Origin of the sequence: Streptomyces sp. NPDC096205, assembly GCF_044763135.1 — a bacterium.
GTDB lineage: Bacteria > Actinomycetota > Actinomycetes > Streptomycetales > Streptomycetaceae > Streptomyces.
The window spans coordinates 323,617-340,284 of sequence record NZ_JBIWFS010000003.1 but is presented as its reverse complement, the minus strand read 5'-3'; the positions used below and the strand labels follow the sequence as shown (position 1 = coordinate 340,284).

Genomic DNA, 16,668 nt, shown 5'->3' with positions numbered 1-16,668 from the left:
ACCTGTTCTATCTTGACGCCCCGTCAGATCCGGCGCCCCGGCCGGATCGGCGCAGGCGGCGGAAGGACAGGACCGTGGACTTCACCTTCACCGAGGAGCAGCAGGCGGCCGCCGAGGCGGCACGCGGGGTGTTCGCCGATGTCGTGCCCGACGCCGTGCCGAGCCCCGCGCTCACCCGCGGTGCGGTCGCCGAGGGCTTCGACCGGGCGCTGTGGTCCCGGCTCGCCGAGGCGGATCTGCTGAGTCTGCTGCTCGGCGCGGAGTACGGCGGGGCCGGACTGGACGCGGTCGCGCTGTGCCTGGTGCTGCGCGAGTCCACGAAGGCGCTTGCGCGGGTGCCGCTGCTGGAGAGCTGCGCGGCGGCCGCCGCCCTCCAGGCTTATGGCACCCCGGAGTTGACGTCCGGGCTGCTCGCCGCGACCGGCCGGGGCGAGGTCGTGCTGACCGTCGCCGCACACGGCCGTACCGGGCACGATCCGGCCGAGCGGGCCGTGACCGCTCGCCGGGACGGGGCGCAGGGGTGGGTGCTGGACGGCGTACAGACGGCCGTGCCCTGGGCGTTCGACGCCGACCATGTCCTCGTGCCCGCGCACACCGACGGCGATCGCGCTGTGCTCGCCCTGGTCCCGCGCGGGCACCCGGGCACCGCTCTCGCCGAGCAGATCTCCACCACCGGCGAACGGCTGGGCGAGCTGCGCCTGGAGTCGGCCCGCCTCGCCGACCGGTGCGTCGTCGAGGCGGACGGGGCGTGGGAATGGCTGCGCGAGCTGCTGGCCACGGGGACGTGCGCGCTGGCGCTGGGGCTCGGTGAGCGGGTGCTGCGGATGACGGCGGAGTACACCGGCAGGCGGGAGCAGTTCGGGCATCCGCTCGCCACGTTCCAGGCGGTCGCCGTGCAGGCCGCCGACCGCTACATCGATCTGCGGGCCATGGAGGTCACGCTGTGGCAGGCGGCCTGGCGGTTCGGCTCGGGAGCGCCGGGCGCGCTGCCCCTGCGCGGCGATGTGGCCGTCGCCAAGATCTGGGCGGCGGAGGGCGTACGGCGCGTGGTCCAGACAGCACAGCATCTGCACGGCGGGTTCGGCGCCGACGTCGACTACCCGCTGCACCGGTACCACGCCTGGGCCAAGCACCTGGAACTGTCCCTCGGCCCGGCCGCGGCCCACGAGGAAACCCTCGGCGAGCTGCTGGCGGCGCACCCGCTCAGCGGCTGAGGCGCCGCGCGGGCGACACCGGCTCAGCGGCTGAGGCGCCGCGCGGGCGACACCGGCTCAGCGGCTGAGGCGCCGCACGGCTGACACTGAGACCCGCCCGGCCGACACCGGCCCAGCAGCTGAGGCGCCGCAAGGCCGACACCGGCGCAACGGCTGAGACACCGCACGACCGACACTGAGACCCGCCCGGCCGACACCTGCTCAACAGCTGGGACCCCGCACGGCCGACCCCCGCTCAACAGCTGAGGCGCCGCGCGGCCGAGCACGAGACTCGTACGGCCGACACCGGGCTCACCGCCCTGCCGCCGGCCGCACGCTCAGCGCTGCTCAGAGGACGAAGCCCGGCCGGCCCTCGTCCGTGACCACGGGGCGTCCCGCGGCCTCCCACACCTGCATGCCACCGTCGACGTTCACCGCGTCGATGCCCTGCTGCACCAGATACATGGTGACCTGGGCCGAACGCCCGCCGGAGCGGCAGATCACATGGACCCGGCCGTCCTGCGGCGCGGCCTCGGTCAGCTCGCCGTAGCGGGCGACGAACTCGCTGATGGGGATGTGCAGCGCACCCTCGGCGTGGCCGGCCTGCCACTCGTCCTGTTCGCGGACGTCCAGCAGGAAGTCGTCGTCCTTGAGGTCGGTGACCCCGACCGTGGGCACTCCAGCTCCGAAACTCATGCCTCCGACGCTACCCGACCGCAGCCCTAACCCTGCAGCTCGGCCAGTTCCGCCTCGCGCTGGGCGACCTGCGCCAGCAGTTGCTCGGCGATCTCCTCCAGCAGCCGGTCGGGGTCGTCCGGGGCGAGCCGGAGCATCGAGCCGATCGCGCCCTCCTCCAGCTCCCGCGCCACCACCGCGAGCATCTCCTTGCGGCGGGCCAGCCAGTCGAGGCGGGCGTACAGCTCCTCGCTGCGGCTCGGGCCGCGCTCCGCCGGAGCGGGGCCGGCCGCCCACTCCCGCGCCAGCTCGCGCAGCTGGGCCTCGTCGCCGCGGGCGTAGGCGACGTTGACGCGGCTGATGAACTCCTCGCGCCGCTTGCGCTCCTCGTCCTCCTGGGCGAGGTCGGGATGGGCCTTGCGGGCCAGCTCGCGGTAGAGCTTGCGGGCCTCCTCGCTGGGGCGCACCCGCGGCGGGGGCTGCACGGGCTGGTCGGTGAGCATGGCCACGGCCTCCGGGAACAGCCCGTCGCTGTCCATCCAGCCGTGGAACAGCTCCTCGACGCTGGGCATGGGCAGCACCCGGCCGCGCAGCTCCTGCGCCCGGCGGACGTCCTCGGGGTCGCCGGTGCGGACCGCGCGGGCCTCGGCTATCAGCGCGTCCAGCTCCTCGAGCCGGGCGTACACCGGGCCGAGCCGCTGGTGATGGAGCCGGGAGAAGTTGTCGACCTCGATACGGAAGGTCTCCACCGCGATCTCGAACTCGATCAGCGCCTGCTCGGCCGCCCGCACGGCCCGATCCAGCCGCTCCTCGGGCGTCTCCGTGGAGGCACCGCCATCAGGCGCCGCGCCGGTCCCACCGGCCGCGCCACCACCCTGTTCAGCATCCGGGCTCGTCACCCGACCAGCGTAGGCCACGCCTCCACGACCTCCGGAACCACGAAATCCGCCCCGAGCACCACAAGCCCTCACACAGTCGTCAGGTCCGCCAGGCCCCCAGGCTCACGTGAGCCCTCACACCCCCGCCTCCGCGGCGATGCGCCCCGCCCGCACCCCGGCGACCAGCTCCGCGTGATCCGCCTCGGTGCGGTCGGCGTAGGCGACGGCGAACGCGGCCATCGCCTCGTCCAGCTCCTCGTTCTTGCCGCAGTAGCCGGAGATCAGCCGGGGGTCGGCGCTGTGGGCGTGGGCGCGGGCCAGGAGCGCGCCGGTCATCCGGGCGTAGTCGTCGACCTGGTCGGCGGCGAGCGCGGCCGGGTCGACGCTGCCCTTGCGGTTACGGAACTGCCGCACCTGGAAGTCCCGCCCGTCGACGGTGGTCCAGCCCAGCAGGATGTCGCTGACGACCTGCATCCGCTTCTGCCCGAGCACCACCCGGCGGCCCTCGTGCGCCACCTCCGGCACCTCCAGGCCGGCCGTGGCCAGATGCGGCAGCAGCGCCGAGGGGCGGGCCTCCTTCACCTGGAGGACCAGGGACTCCCCGCGATGGTCGAGCAGCAGCACGACGTACGAGCGGGTGCCCACGCTGCCGGTGCCGACTATGCGGAACGCCACGTCCTGCACCGCGTACCGCGCGAGCAGCGGCAGACGGTCCTCGGAGAGCGTGCCGAGGTAGTCCTCCAGGGACGCCGCGACCGCGGCCGCCTCCTGGTCCGGGACCCGGCGCAGTACCGGCGGGGCGTCCTGGAAGCGGCGCCCGCCGTCCGGCGTCGGCTCGGTGGACTTCGCCGCGAACCGCCCGCTGGTGTTGGCGCGGGCCTTCTCCATGACCCGCTCCAGCGTGCCGAGCAGGTCGTGGGCGTCGGTGTGGGAGACGAGCTCCTCGTCCGTGATGGCGTTCCACGCGTCGAGCACCGGCAGCCTGGCCAGCAGCCGCATGGTGCGGCGGTAGGCGCCGGCCGCGTCCCGGGCCGCCGCGCGGCAGGTGTCCTCGTCGGCGCCGGCCTCCCGGCCCGCGAGCACCAGCGAGGCGGCGAGCCGCTTGAGGTCCCACTCCCAGGGGCCGACGACCGTCTCGTCGAAGTCGTTCAGGTCGATGACCAGGTCGCCGCGGGCATCGCCGTACAGCCCGAAGTTCGCCGCGTGGGCGTCACCGCAGATCTGGGCGCGGATGCCGGTGATCGGCGTACGGGCCAGATCGTGGGCCATCAGGCCCGCCGAGCCGCGCAGGAAGGCGAACGGCGTGGCCGCCATTCTGCCGACCCTGATCGGCGTCAGCTCGGGGATGCGGCCGCGGCCGGACTCCTCCACCGCGCTCACCGCATCGGGCCGGGAGGCGTCCAGGTCGAGGGCGGCGTGCGCGGAACGCGGCACGCTGCCCCGCAGCGCCTTGCCCTGCGCCTTGCCCTGCGCCTTGCCCTGCGCCTTGCCCTGCACCTCGGACGACCCCGCCTCGGGCCACTCGGCGAACCCCCGCACCCGCGGCAGCCGCCGCCCCGCACCGGCCTCGGTCACGTCGACCGCCTCCCCCGCACTCACCCGTACGCACACGCACGACCCGAACATCAATGCGTGCCGACCGTACAGCCGGTGGCCGAAACACGTCAGGCCCCTGTGGACAACTCCCGCACTGTGGACAACTCCGCGACCCGTACGGCGCAGCGGCCGCCGACCCGTACACCGCCCCGGCCACCGGCCCGCACGGCTTCCCCCTACCGGGGCGTCACCGCCACCACCGTCGCCACATGCCCCTGCCCCTGCCCCTGCCCCTGGGCCCCGCCCCGGACCCCCCAACGACCGCTGAAGCGCCCGATCCGCTCCCCGTCCACGACCGGGCCGGGCACGAGGAGGGTCCCCGTGAGGGTGCCCCGGTCCGCGTCGAAGTCGATGACGCACTCGCTGAAGTCCAGCCAGCGGCCCGTCAGCGGGAACCACGCCTTGTAGACGCTCTCCTTGGCGCTGAACATCAGCCGGTCCCAGGAGATGTCCGGGCGGTGCGCCGCGAGCCGGGCCAGCGTGGCCCGTTCCTCGGGCAGCATCACCGACTCCTCGATCCCCTCGGGGAGCGGGCCGTCGGGTTCCGCGTCCACGCCGATCGAGACGACCGACGAGCTGCGCGCCACCACCGCACCGCGATACCCGTCGCAGTGGGTCATGCTTCCGACGATGCCGTCCGGCCAGCCCGGCGCCCCGCGCTCCCCGGGCAGGATCGGCGCGGGCGCGACGCCGAGCCGCGCCAGGGCCGTACGCGCGCACAGGCGCACCGCGGCGAACTCACGCCGGCGCTTGTCCACCGCGCCCGCCACCAGGGCGGCCTCTTCCGGATACAGGGCCGAGGTGACGTCGTCGGGGTCGGCGAACAGCTCGCAGACCTCCGTCCCGGCGGGCAGCAACCCGCCCAGCAGGCCCGCCGCCGCGCCGCTCTCCACCGCAGCCGACGCCGCACCACCACCCGACACCACGCCCGACGCCGCACCACCACCCGACACCACGCCCGACGCCGCACCACCACCCGACACCACGCCCGACGCCGTGATGCCGTTCGCACCGATGCCCGTCATGTCCCGAAGTCCCCCCGTGTGAACCGGCGTTGCAGGTCAGTACGCGTAGAAGCCGCCGCCCGTCTTGCGTCCCAGCCGGCCCGCCGCGGCCAACTCCCGCAGCAGCGGGGCCGGCAGCAGATGGGGACGGCGGTGCGCCTCGTGCAAACTCTGCTGGATGGCCAGTGCCACATCAAGGCCGATCACGTCGAGCAGGGCCAGCGGTCCGAGGGGGAAGCCGTAGCCGCGGACGATGGCCCGGTCCAGCTCGCGGGGCTCCGCCTCGCCCGACTCCACCAGCCTGACGGCCGCGTTGAGGTAGGGGAAGAGCAGGTGGTTGACGATGAACCCGGGCCGGTCCCCGCAGCGCAGCGGGGTCTTGCCGAGGCCCTCGCAGAAGCCCTGGGCCGTGGCGAGCGTGTCGGACGAGGTCGACCCGGTGTGGACCACCTCGACGAGCTTCATGGCCCGTACGGGGTTGAAGAAGTGCAGTCCGACGACGTTCTCCGGACGGCGGGTCAGTTCGCCGCACAGGGTCACGGAGAGGCTGGAGGTGGTGGTGGCGAGCACGGTGTCGGGCCGGCAGACGCTGTCCAGCTCGGCGAAGACCTTCAGTTTCAGCATCTGGTCCTCGGCGACCGCCTCGATCACCAGGTCGCAGTCGGCGAGCGCGTCGAAGCGGGTGGCCGTCCCGAGCCGGCCGAGCGCGTCGACGCGTTCCTGCGGGGAGACCTTGCCGCGGCGCACCCCGGCCGTCAGCGCCACCGCGACGGCCTCGGCGGCACGCTCCGCCCGGTCCTCGGCACGGGCCACGAGCGTGACCGGATGGCCGGCCAGCGTGACGGCCTCCGCGATGCCGCGGGCCATGGTGCCCGACCCGACGACGCCGACCTTCCCGATACGGCGCCGGGGCTCGGGCAGGGCGAACCGCGCGGCGGTCCGCTGGCGCCGTACGGCGGTGTCCGGCCACTTCATGTTCCGCAGCGCGAGCACGCCGATGGGCAGGCCGCAGCCCAGCCGCATCGCCGTGTCGATGTCGTCGGCGGTGGCGTATCCCTCGGCCTCCAGGCCGGCCGCCCGGGCCGTGAGGTCGGCGATCAGCGCGGACGCGGCCCGCACGGTCCGGTGCGGGACCGCCTCGTCGCTGCCGCCGAGCCCGGTGACCCAAGTGCGTGCGAGGCAGACGGCGTCCTCGTCGGCGGCGGGCAGGGTGACCAGTTCGAGACCCGTGCCGTGGGTGAGCGGGGTGGCGCAGCGCAGCCCCAGCGTCCTGGCGGGCCGTCCGGAGGAGGCGGCCAGCCGCGGCAGTGCACACTGCTGGGACGTCGTGCACAGCACGGCCTGCGGGGCGCAGGCCTCGGCGAGGACGCGCAGGGCGGCGGTCTTCTCCTGGTAGGTGTCGGCCACCGCCTCGACGACCAGGTCGGCGCGGTCGAACGGGACGGTGTCGGCGGTCAGGGTGAGCTTCGTGGCGTCGCCGCCCCGGGTGAGCCGCAGGTCCAGGCGCTCCTTCAGCCGCTCGACGACCTCGGGATCCGGGTCGGTGGCCAGCACCTCGTGGCCGGCACCGGTCAGCAGCTCGATCAGCGCCTCGCCCAGCCCGAGCAGGCCGTAGACGCCGATCACCGCAGGTCGTCGCGACATGACAGTCCCCCTCTTCCGGTCCTCACCGGCCTTTCCGGCTCGTCCCGGTTCGCACGCGGCGGCCCCCTGCCGGGCCGTCGTCGGGCTCCACGGTTCAGGACGGAAGGGACAGCTGTACAGACGTAGGGCTACGGCCGTGAGGTTTCAGGGGCCCAGCGGGGTCGGATAGGGGATACGGCCGTCCCCCACCCCGAACTACGTTCGTGGGCCATGACGCCACCACAGACGGCTACGGCCACCGCGCACGAGCGGACGGCCGAACTGACCGCCCTGCGGGCCGAGATACTCCAGGGACCCGGCGACAAGGCCACCGCCGCACAGCACGCCCGGGGCAAGCTGACGGCCCGCGAACGCATCGACCTGCTGTTCGACAAGGGCACCTTCTCCGAGGTCGAGGGTTTCCGGCGGCACCGCGCGACCGGCTTCGGCCTCGAGCACAAAAAGCCCCACACCGACGGCGTGGTCACCGGCTGGGGGCAGGTGCACGGACGCACCGTCTTCGTCTACGCCCATGACTTCCGGATCTTCGGCGGCGCACTCGGCGAGGCCCACGCCCAGAAGATCCACAAGATCATGGACATGGCCGAGGCGGCCGGGGCGCCCATCGTCGGGCTCTGCGACGGGGCCGGCGCGCGCATCCAGGAGGGCGTCACCGCGCTCGCCGGCTACGGCGGCATCTTCCGCCGCAATGTGCGCTGTTCGGGGGTCATCCCGCAGATCAGCGCCGTGATGGGCCCCTGCGCCGGCGGCGCCGCCTACTCGCCGGCCCTCACCGACTTCGTGTTCATGGTGCGCGGCACCTCGCAGATGTTCATCACCGGCCCCGACGTCGTCCAGGCCGTGACGGGCGAGGAGATCACCCAGGACGGCCTGGGCGGAGCCGATGTGCACGCCACCACCTCGGGTGTGGCCGCCTTCAGCCACGACGACGAGGAGAGCTGCCTGGAGGACATCCGCTATCTGCTGTCGCTGCTGCCGTCGAACAACCGGGAGCTGCCGCCGTCCGTGCCCTCCGGCGACTCGCCCGAGCGGCGCACCGACTCGCTGCTGGACCTCGTACCGGCCGATCCGAACCGGTCGTACGACATGCGGGCGGTGATCGAGGAGATCGTCGACGACGGCGACTACGTCGAGGTCCACGAGCGCTGGGCCACGAACGTGCTGTGCTGCCTCGCCCGCCTCGACGGCCAGGTGGTCGGGATCGTCGCCAACCAGCCGTCCTCGCTGGCGGGAGTGCTCGACATCCACGCCTCGGAAAAGGCGGCACGGTTCGTGCAGACCTGCGACGCCTTCAGCATCCCGCTGGTCACGCTCGTGGACGTGCCCGGCTTCCTGCCCGGCGTGGACCAGGAGCACGGCGGGGTCATCCGGCACGGGGCGAAGCTGCTGTACGCCTACTGCAACGCGACCGTTCCGCGCGTGCAGGTGATCCTGCGCAAGGCCTACGGCGGGGCGTACATCGTCATGGACTCCCGGTCCATCGGTGCCGACCTCTCCTTCGCCTGGCCGGGCAACGAGATCGCCGTGATGGGCGCGGAGGGCGCCGCCAACGTCGTCTTCCGCCGGGAGATCAACGCCTCCGACGACCCCGAGGCGACCCGGGCGCAGAAGATCAAGGAGTACCAGGCGGAGCTGATGCACCCCTACTACGCGGCCGAACGCGGCCTCGTCGACGACGTCATCGACCCCGGCGAGACCCGCATCCGGCTCATCACGGCCCTGGAGATGCTGCGCGCGAAGCACGCGCCGCTGCCAGGCCGCAAACACGGCAACCAGCCGCAGTGAACGCCGGCGACGAAACCCGCCCACGCGCCGTTCGTGGTTCTCGCCGTTCGCGACCACCGGCAGTCCGTGGCTGGTCGCGCAGTTCCCCGCGCCCCTGAGGGCACTGCACTCAGCCGCGTAGCCGACGCCCCTCGCCCCACCCACAGGAGACACCACCGTGACCATGACGGACATCCTCGCCGCGATCCAGTCGCCGGACAGCACGTCCGCCGACCTCGCCGCCCTGCCGCTCCCCGAGTCCTGCCGAGCCGTCGTGCTGCACCGCGAGGACACCGAGATGTTCGCGGGGATGACCGGCAGGGACAAGGACCCGCGCAAGTCGCTCCATCTGGAGGAGGTCCCCCTGCCCGAACTCGGTCCGGGTGAGGCCCTGGTGGCCGTGATGGCCTCCTCCGTCAACTACAACACCGTATGGAGCGCCCTCTTCGAGCCGCTGCCGACCTTCGGGTTCCTGGAGCGTTACGGCCGCACGAACGAGCTGGCCAAGCGGCACGACCTGCCGTACCACATCATCGGCTCCGACCTCGCGGGCGTCGTCCTGCGCACCGGCCCCGGCGTGAACGCCTGGCAGCCCGGCGACGAGGTCGTCGCGCACTGTCTGTCCGTCGAGCTGGAATCGAGCGACGGCCACAACGACACCATGCTCGACCCCGAGCAGCGCATCTGGGGCTTCGAGACGAACTTCGGCGGTCTCGCCGAGATCGCGCTGGTCAAGTCCAACCAGCTGATGCCCAAGCCCGGCCACCTCAGCTGGGAGGAGGCCGCCGCCCCCGGCCTGGTCAACTCCACCGCCTACCGCCAGCTCGTCTCCCGCAACGGCGCCGGCATGAAGCAGGGCGACAACGTCCTGATCTGGGGCGCCAGCGGCGGACTCGGCTCCTACGCCACCCAGTTCGCCCTCGCCGGCGGCGCCAACCCCATCTGCGTCGTCTCCAGCGACCAGAAGGCCGACATCTGCCGCTCCATGGGCGCCGAGGCGATCATCGACCGCAACGCCGAGGGCTACAAGTTCTGGAAGGACGAGCACACCCAGGACCCCAAGGAGTGGAAGCGCTTCGGCAAGCGCATCCGCGAACTCACCGGCGGCGAGGACATCGACATCGTCTTCGAGCACCCCGGCCGCGAGACCTTCGGCGCTTCCGTCTACGTCACCCGCAAGGGCGGCACCATCACCACCTGCGCCTCCACCTCCGGCTACATGCACGAGTACGACAACCGCTACCTGTGGATGTCCCTGAAGCGGATCATCGGCTCCCACTTCGCGAACTACCGCGAGGCCTGGGAAGCCAACCGCCTCATCGCCAAGGGCAAGATCCACCCCACGCTGTCGAAGACGTACTCGCTGGAAGAGACCGGCCAGGCCGCCCACGACGTCCACCGCAACGCCCACCAGGGCAAGGTCGGCGTCCTCTGCCTCGCCCCCGAGGAAGGCCTCGGCGTCCGCGACCAGGAGATGCGCGCCCAGCACCTCGACGCCATCAACCGCTTCCGGACGGCGTAGCGGCAAGGGCCGGCCCCACATGGCCGGCCACCCAGGCGACGATGTCCCGCGTGGGCGTCCCGGGCGTGAAGACGGCGGCCACACCGAGGTCCCGCAGCACCGGGATGTCCGCGTCCGGGACGATGCCGCCGCCGAACACCGTGATGTCCTCGGCATCGGCCTCGCGCAGCAGCGCGAGCACCTCCGCGAACAGGGTCAGGTGCGCCCCGGACAGGATCGACAGTCCGATGCCGTGCACGTCCTCCTGCAACGCCGCGTCGACGATCTGGCGCGGCGTCAGGTGCAGGCCGGTGTAGACGACCTCGACGCCCGCGTCCCGCAAGGCGCGGGCGATCACTTTTGCCCCGCGGTCATGGCCGTCCAGGCCGGGCTTCGCCACCATCACGCGGATGCGCTCGGTCGTTGTCATCATCTCTTCCTCTCCCTTGATTCTCGTCTCCGGTGGTGAAAGGGCTCGCAACGCCCGCGGCGGGCGGGCCCGTTGCCGGGTCCGCCCGCCGATGGGCCGAAGGTGGTGCCTGGGATGCCGCTCAGTCCGCGACGGCCGTGCCGCGCAGTCGGGCGGCGAGCTGGACGGGAGTGGGGTGGGCGAACAGGTCGGCCAGCTTCAGCCGGGTGCCCGTCGACTCCTCGACGCGCTGGAGGAGCTGCGCCCCGAGCAGCGAGTGGCCGCCGGAGGTGAAGAAGTGGGTGTCGGCGCCGGCCGTGGGCGTGGCGAGCAGGTCGCCCCACAGGGCGACGAGTTCGTCGACCAGGGCGTCACCCGTGGCCGCGTCGGTGCGGCCCGCGGCGGTGCGGCGGTCGTGGAGCCTGCGCTCCTCGGCCTGCCGGGTCAGCGCCGGGTAGTCGGTCTTGTCGTTGCCCGTGGTGGGGAAGGCGTCGACGAGGACGAAGTCCTGGGGGGCGGCGGAGCCGGGCAGCAGGGTCCGGGCGTGCTCCCACAGCCCGTCCCGCACGGCCTCTCCCTCGGGGGCGACGACGAACGCGACGAGCGCCCCGTCCGCCGAGGGATCGCCCACGACGACCACGGCCGCGGCGGCGACGCCCGGGTGGGCCGTGAGGACCGACTCGACCTCGCCGAGCTCGATGCGATTGCCGCGCAGCTTCACCTGACGGTCCATGCGTCCGAGCACCTCCAGTGTGCCGTCCGGCAGCCAGCGGGCCAGGTCGCCCGTACGGTAGGAGCGGCCGTGGACGGGATGGTCGATGAAGCGTTCCGCGGTCAGCTCGGGCCGCTCGTGGTAGCCCATCGCCACGCCCACGCCGCCGATGCACAGCTCGCCGCCGAGACCGATCGGCAGCTCCCGGCCGTCGGGGCCGAGGAGGAACACGCGGGTGTTGGCGATCGGCGAGCCGACCCGGATGCGGCCGGTGTCCGCGCTGGTCACCCGGCCCGAGGTGGACCAGATGGTCGTCTCGGTGGGGCCGTACACATTGCGCAGGTCCGCGCCGACGGCGACGAGTTCCCGGGCGAGCGTGGCCGGCAGCGGTTCGCCGCCGCACAGCACCCGCACCCCGGCCAGGGACGCCCCCGCCTCGGCGACGATCAGCCGCCAGCTGGTGGGGGTGGCCTGGGCGATGGTCACCTTGTGCCGGCGCAGCACCTGCAGCAGCCGGCCGCCGTCGGTGCGGGCGTCGTCCGGGGCCACGACCAGCCGGCCGCCCGTGGTGAGCGGCAGGAACAGCTCCAGCGCGGAGATGTCGAAGCTGAAGGTCGTCATCCACAGCGTGGAGTCGTCGGCTCCGGCGGCGAGTTCGCCGGCGAAGTGGTCGACGAGGTTGACCAGCCCGCGGTGGTGCAGCCGGGTGCCCTTGGGCCGGCCGGTGGAGCCGGAGGTGTAGATGAGGTAGGCGCAGGACAGCGGGTCCACGGCGGGCACGTCGGCCACGGCATCGGTGCCCGTGGCATCCGCGGAGTCCGCCGGGGCGGGGGTCAGGGTCACCCGGGCCGCGGCGTCCGGGACCTGCACCCCGGGGTCGGCGATGACGACCGAGGCGGCCGAGTCGGACAGCTGGTAGGCGATGCGCTGTTCCGGGTGGTCGGGGTCGAGCGGCAGATAGGTGGCCTCGGCAAGCCAGATGCCGAGGACGGCGGCGGCCAGTTCGGGGCCGCGCCGGCTCAGCAGGGCGACGACGGAGCCCGGCCCCGCGCCCACCGCGCGCAGCCGGTCCCGGTTGTCGAGGGCGGTTCGCCACAGCTGCGCGTAGCTGAGCTGCCGGTCGCCGTCGACGACGGCCGGCGCGTCCGGGGTGCGGTCGACCCGCTCCGCGATCGCGCGTAGGACAGTGGCGTCGTCGGCGAGGGGACGGTCGGTGGCGTTCGCGGCCTCGATGACGGCCAGGTCGCGCTCGCTCCACACCGGGATGCCGGCCAGCGGGCTGTCCGGGTCGGCGGCGAGCGCCCGCAGCAGGTCGTCGTAGCGCTCGAGCAGCAGCTCCACGTCACTGCGGTCGATGGCGTCGACGTAGTACGCGGCGCGGACCTGGAGGGCCTGCGCGGAGGCGGTGACGAAGAACTCGAGGTCGAACTTGCTGGAGCCGTTCTCGACCATCAGCAGGCGGGCGCGTTCGCCGCCCAGCTTGAACTCGGTGTCCGCGCTGTCCGGGATGTAGTTGAAGACATGGCGGAAGAGCTGGTTGCGCCACTCGGCGCCGGCCCTGGGCACCAGCTCCAGCAGGTCGTCGACGGGCAGGTCGGCGTGGCCGACGGCCTCCAGGAAGTTGCGGCGGACCTGGACGACCAGGTCGCGGAAGCTGCGCTGCGGGTCGACGTCGGCCCGCAGCGTCAGGACGTTGATGTGGTAGCCGATCGCGCGCTGCTCGTCCCGGCCGCGGATGCTCAGCGGGGAGCCCACGGTGAGGTCGCGGCCGGTGCCGTGCGCGGCGAGCAGGACGTAGTAGGCGGCGAGGAGCACCACGGCCTCGGGGGCGCGCAGTTCGCGCTGCATGCGCTTGACGACGGCAGTGGCCTCCTCGGACAGCCGTCGGGTGACCTGGTCGCCGGCCAGGGTGACCTGGGCGGGCGCCGGCTTGTCGCAGCCGAGGGTGAGGGTGGAGGGGTCGAAGCCGTCCAGCTGGCGCTGCCAGAAGGCGCGGCTCTTCTCGGACGGGGTGCTCTCGGGCAGCAGGGGCTGCTCGGTGGTGAGCTCCTCGGGCAGTTCCTCGCCCGCGGCGAACGCGTCGTACGCCGTGGCGAAGTCGTCGCGCAGGATGGTGGTGGACATGCCGTCGAAGACGGAGTGGTGCAGCGCCAGGCAGAGCACGTCGCCGTCGGCGCGCCGCAGGTGCCGGGCCCGCCACAGCGGGCCGCCGTCCCGCTGGAAGGGCCGCGCGACGAACGCCGTCAGGCCGGGCAGCACATCGGCCTCGGCGGAGTCGAGGCTCTCCACCTCGACCCGGAAGGCGTCCGCCGGGCGGATCTCCTTGGTGAGGGCGAGTCCGTCGCCGTGGAAGACGGTGCGCAGCACACGGTGCCGGCGGGCGAGCCAGTCGACGGTGCGCCGCACGGCCTCCAGGTCGAGCCGGCCCTCGGTGTGGAAGGCGACGGAAAGGTTGTTCACCCCGGTACCGGGGACAAGGTCCTCCAGCAGCCAGAGAGACTTCTCCTTGCTGGTGGCGGCGGTCGGCGTCGGCATTTCCCCGTCCGTTCTGTTGGGTGGTCGCGTGGGGGATCGTGGTGGGGGGATCGTGTGGGGGCTGGACCGAGGGTCAGTCGTTGATCAGCCGGTCGGTGCCCCGCGCGACCTCGGGGTCGCGCAGCATCTCCGAGTGGGCGGAGGCGAAGACGATCTCCTCGGCGACGAGTTCGGCCTCGGGCAGGAGGAAGGAGTCGCGCACCCGGTTCAGGCCGCTCTCCTGGCTCGCGGAGCACAGGGCGACGGCCCGGCGCCACAGCGGCAGCGCCTCGACCGGCTCGGCGATCGACAGGTACGACATGAAGGAGCCGACGAGGTCGAGAAGGTCCTGCGCGAACGCCGGGCCCAGGCCCATGCGGGCGAACGCCGCGGCGGCGGCCTGCTCGAACAGGTCGTACAGGGTCGCCGTGAGCTGCTGGACGTTCTCGCCGTTCGCCTCGAACGCCGTACGGCCGGCGGCCTGGAGCTGCGCCGCCTCGTCCGGGGCGAGCACCTGGGACATGCTGCCGACCATCTTGTAGAACTGCCAGAACACCGTCTCGGCGTTGACCAGTTCGGGGTCGAACAGCAGCACCTTCGGCTCCTCGCCCTGCCACTGGCCGATCCGCTCGGCCAGGACGGACGCGTAGACGCCGCCGACGCAGAAGCCGAGGACGGCCCGCACCTTCAGCCCGCTGCCGCGCACCTCGTCGAGCCACGGCTCGATGTACTCCTCGACGGCGACGTCCCGCAGCAGGCCGTTGGGCTCCACCAGCGTCCGCCACACCGCGTGGTCGGTGGCCAGCAGCGGCGCCAGCGCGTTGAAGTCGGCCTCCGCGCGCCCGGTGGCGGGGAAGTCGACGGCGAGCACGACCTCGCCGGAAATTCCGGAGCGGAGTTCGTCCCAGGTCTTGAGCCCACTCATGATTTCTCCTCATTTCCCTTGCGGAATGTTGGAGTCTTGTCACTCCGCCAGAAAAATGTAGTGAGCCAAACCTGTCGAATTAACCCCCACCGACCCCCTATCGGCCCCTAGGGGCTGCCTCAGGCGCTCCCCGCCCCGGTAATGGCCGGGCCGTGCCAAGGAATTCAGGCCGGCACGGGCGAGATCCGCGCCAGATAAGGCCGCACGTCGGACAGGTTCCTCCTGTCCGCGAGCAGCCCGATGTAACCGTCCGGCCTGATGACCGCCACATCGCCCTTGGCGACGCCGTAGGCGGTGTGCACACTGCTGTCCGCGTCCACCAGCACGGCCCGCGCCCCGGCGGGGCTCGCGTCGACCTCGGGATGGATCACGGTACGCACGGCCGCGCCCGGCGGCAGCAGTTCCTGCCGTACGCCGGTGTCGTCGAGCCCGAAGGCCAGCACGGTCGCCTGCGGGCCGCGCAGCGCGTCGAAGAGCCGCACCCGCGCGCCGTACGGGTCCCGGCACACCGCGTCGGGCGCCCGGTCACCGGCACGCAGCGGCCCCGCGGCCGTACGGCGGTCCCACGACAGCGCGCTGTCACGGTAGTTCAGCTGGAGCTGGTGGGTCTCCCGGCCCGGCTGCCGGAAGCGCAGGTTCTCCCGGGCGGCGGCGGTCTGGAGCCGGCTGCTCAGTTCCAGCACCCGCGCGGCGACCGGCAGCCGCTCCTCCTCGTAGGAGTCCAGCAGCCCCTCGGGGGCGCCGCGCAGGACGGCGCCCAGCTTCCAGCCGAGGTTGAACGCGTCCTGGATGCCGGTGTTCACGCCCTGCCCGCCCGCCGGCGGATGCACATGGGCGGCGTCGCCCGCCAGGAACACCCGGCCGGTCCGGAAACGCTCGGCCATGCGCACGTTGAAGGTGTACACCGACAGCCAGCTCGGCGAGTGCGGCCGGATGTCCGCCCGCCCGGTCCGGGCCGCGACGAGCCCGGCCACGCCGCCCGCGGTCAGGGTGACGTCCTCGCCCGGGGCGAGACCCGCGAAGAAGCAGAACTCCTCGGTGCCGGGCAGCGGGAAGAACGCCACCGGCCCGCCGGCCGCGTCCGGCCACGCGTGCGTGTGCTCGCGGTCCAGGCCCTCCACCGCGATGTCCCCGACGAGGACGCGCCGGTCGCCGTCCGTCTCGCCGCGGAACCCGACACCCGCCGCCGCGCGCACCCGGCTGTGAGCGCCGTCCGCCCCCACGAGATACGCGCACCGCACGCTCTCCTCCGCCCCCGCGTCCGCGCGCAGCACGACGGACACCCCGTCGGGGTCCTGCCGCAGGTCCACGATCTCGACCCCGTGTTCCACCCGGACGCCGAGCGCCTCGAGCCGGTCGCACAAAATACGTTCCGTGGCGTACTGGGGCACCATCCGCAGGCTCGGATACGGCGTGTCCGGGCGGGGCCTGACCTGGTCGAACCAGGACCAGCCGCCGATGGCCCGGTCACCGTCGTAGCCGCGGAAGGGCAGGTAGGGGCCGCTGTGCGCCAGGATCTCGCCGATCACCCCGAGGTCCTCCAGGATCTCCAGGGTGCGCGGCTGGAGCCCCTTGCCGCGGGAGCCGGGGCGCAGGCCGGGCAGCTTGTCCACGATGCGGCAGGAAACCCCCCGCCGGGCCAGATCGCAGGCCAGCGCCAGACCGGTCGGGCCGGCGCCCGCGATCAGCACCTCGCATTCCGTGGGCCGACGCAACGAACTCATGGGACTCATGGCACTCGGGGGACTGGAAGGGCTCATGGGATTCCCGCCTTTCGCGCAGGAAGCGGCTCGGGCCGTGATCAAAACACCGCCCACCGCCCCATCCGCCGGAGCCCGTACATATCCGGCCAC

General features: G+C 72.9%; 12 protein-coding genes. 3 read left to right on the top strand and 9 right to left on the bottom strand.

Annotated elements, in window-relative coordinates; genetic code table 11:
- Window positions 1-74 precede the first annotated feature (74 nt).
- Window positions 75-1,214: an acyl-CoA dehydrogenase family protein gene (locus ACIQ6Y_RS13850; protein ID WP_404037105.1), complete on the top strand. Its 1,140-nt coding sequence runs from the start codon at window positions 75-77 to the stop codon at window positions 1,212-1,214.
- Between the two features lie 327 nt (window positions 1,215-1,541).
- Here ACIQ6Y_RS13850 and ACIQ6Y_RS13845 read toward each other — a convergent pair whose 3' ends face one another.
- The 5 genes from ACIQ6Y_RS13845 to ACIQ6Y_RS13825 all read right to left on the bottom strand — a co-directional run bounded on the left by ACIQ6Y_RS13845 (window position 1,542) and on the right by ACIQ6Y_RS13825 (window position 6,990).
- Window positions 1,542-1,871 (bottom strand): rhodanese-like domain-containing protein, encoded by a 330-nt coding sequence (locus ACIQ6Y_RS13845; protein ID WP_404038331.1) that lies wholly within the window; start codon window positions 1,869-1,871, stop codon window positions 1,542-1,544.
- Between the two features lie 44 nt (window positions 1,872-1,915).
- Complete coding sequence (locus tag ACIQ6Y_RS13840; protein WP_404037102.1) at window positions 1,916-2,767, bottom strand: hypothetical protein; 852 nt, start codon at window positions 2,765-2,767, stop codon at window positions 1,916-1,918.
- A gap of 114 nt (window positions 2,768-2,881) precedes the next feature.
- Window positions 2,882-4,372: a DUF2252 domain-containing protein gene (locus ACIQ6Y_RS13835; RefSeq protein WP_404037099.1), complete on the bottom strand. Its 1,491-nt coding sequence runs from the start codon at window positions 4,370-4,372 to the stop codon at window positions 2,882-2,884.
- A gap of 146 nt (window positions 4,373-4,518) precedes the next feature.
- A complete protein-coding gene (locus tag ACIQ6Y_RS13830; protein ID WP_404038328.1) occupies window positions 4,519-5,211 on the bottom strand; it encodes a 4'-phosphopantetheinyl transferase in 693 nt (230 codons plus the stop codon).
- Between the two features lie 192 nt (window positions 5,212-5,403).
- Window positions 5,404-6,990, bottom strand: a complete 1,587-nt coding sequence (locus ACIQ6Y_RS13825; RefSeq protein WP_404037096.1) for a 3-hydroxyacyl-CoA dehydrogenase NAD-binding domain-containing protein — start codon at window positions 6,988-6,990, stop codon at window positions 5,404-5,406.
- 210 nt (window positions 6,991-7,200) lie between these two features.
- On the opposite strand from ACIQ6Y_RS13825, the gene ACIQ6Y_RS13820 reads away from it, so the two are divergent.
- Window positions 7,201-8,775: an acyl-CoA carboxylase subunit beta gene (locus tag ACIQ6Y_RS13820; RefSeq protein WP_404037094.1), complete on the top strand. Its 1,575-nt coding sequence runs from the start codon at window positions 7,201-7,203 to the stop codon at window positions 8,773-8,775.
- Between the two features lie 163 nt (window positions 8,776-8,938).
- The gene (gene ccrA, locus ACIQ6Y_RS13815) at window positions 8,939-10,276 is read left to right on the top strand and encodes a crotonyl-CoA carboxylase/reductase (protein WP_404038325.1); all 1,338 of its coding nucleotides are present in this window, start codon (window positions 8,939-8,941) and stop codon (window positions 10,274-10,276) included.
- On the opposite strand, the gene ACIQ6Y_RS13810 is transcribed toward ccrA, so the two are convergent.
- The 4 genes from ACIQ6Y_RS13810 to ACIQ6Y_RS13795 all read right to left on the bottom strand — a co-directional run bounded on the left by ACIQ6Y_RS13810 (window position 10,254) and on the right by ACIQ6Y_RS13795 (window position 16,539).
- Window positions 10,254-10,685, bottom strand: a complete 432-nt coding sequence (locus ACIQ6Y_RS13810; RefSeq protein WP_404038323.1) for a cobalamin B12-binding domain-containing protein — start codon at window positions 10,683-10,685, stop codon at window positions 10,254-10,256. The two genes, ccrA and ACIQ6Y_RS13810, sit on opposite strands and share 23 nt — an antisense overlap.
- A gap of 121 nt (window positions 10,686-10,806) precedes the next feature.
- Window positions 10,807-13,911 carry an amino acid adenylation domain-containing protein gene (locus ACIQ6Y_RS13805; RefSeq protein ID WP_404037091.1) on the bottom strand — a complete coding sequence of 1,035 codons (3,105 nt, stop codon included), beginning with the start codon at window positions 13,909-13,911 and terminating at the stop codon, window positions 10,807-10,809.
- 73 nt (window positions 13,912-13,984) lie between these two features.
- A complete protein-coding gene (locus ACIQ6Y_RS13800; protein ID WP_404037088.1) occupies window positions 13,985-14,815 on the bottom strand; it encodes a hypothetical protein in 831 nt (276 codons plus the stop codon).
- A gap of 164 nt (window positions 14,816-14,979) precedes the next feature.
- Window positions 14,980-16,539 carry an FAD-dependent monooxygenase gene (locus ACIQ6Y_RS13795; RefSeq protein WP_404037085.1) on the bottom strand — a complete coding sequence of 520 codons (1,560 nt, stop codon included), beginning with the start codon at window positions 16,537-16,539 and terminating at the stop codon, window positions 14,980-14,982.
- Window positions 16,540-16,668 lie beyond the last annotated feature (129 nt).

Bases quoted from the DNA above. Each gene is read 5' to 3' on its own strand.
- ACIQ6Y_RS13800 (WP_404037088.1), bottom strand. From the start codon at position 14,815: ATGAGTGGGCTCAAGACCTGGGACGAACTCCGCTCCGGAATTTCCGGC.
- ACIQ6Y_RS13825 (WP_404037096.1), bottom strand. From the start codon at position 6,990: ATGTCGCGACGACCTGCGGTGATCGGCGTCTACGGCCTGCTCGGGCTG.
- ACIQ6Y_RS13805 (WP_404037091.1), bottom strand. From the start codon at position 13,911: ATGCCGACGCCGACCGCCGCCACCAGCAAGGAGAAGTCTCTCTGGCTG.
- ACIQ6Y_RS13835 (WP_404037099.1), bottom strand. From the start codon at position 4,372: ATGTTCGGGTCGTGCGTGTGCGTACGGGTGAGTGCGGGGGAGGCGGTC.
- ACIQ6Y_RS13810 (WP_404038323.1), bottom strand. From the start codon at position 10,685: ATGACAACGACCGAGCGCATCCGCGTGATGGTGGCGAAGCCCGGCCTG.
- ACIQ6Y_RS13795 (WP_404037085.1), bottom strand. From the start codon at position 16,539: ATGAGTTCGTTGCGTCGGCCCACGGAATGCGAGGTGCTGATCGCGGGC.
- ccrA (WP_404038325.1), top strand. From the start codon at position 8,939: ATGACGGACATCCTCGCCGCGATCCAGTCGCCGGACAGCACGTCCGCC.
- ACIQ6Y_RS13820 (WP_404037094.1), top strand. From the start codon at position 7,201: ATGACGCCACCACAGACGGCTACGGCCACCGCGCACGAGCGGACGGCC.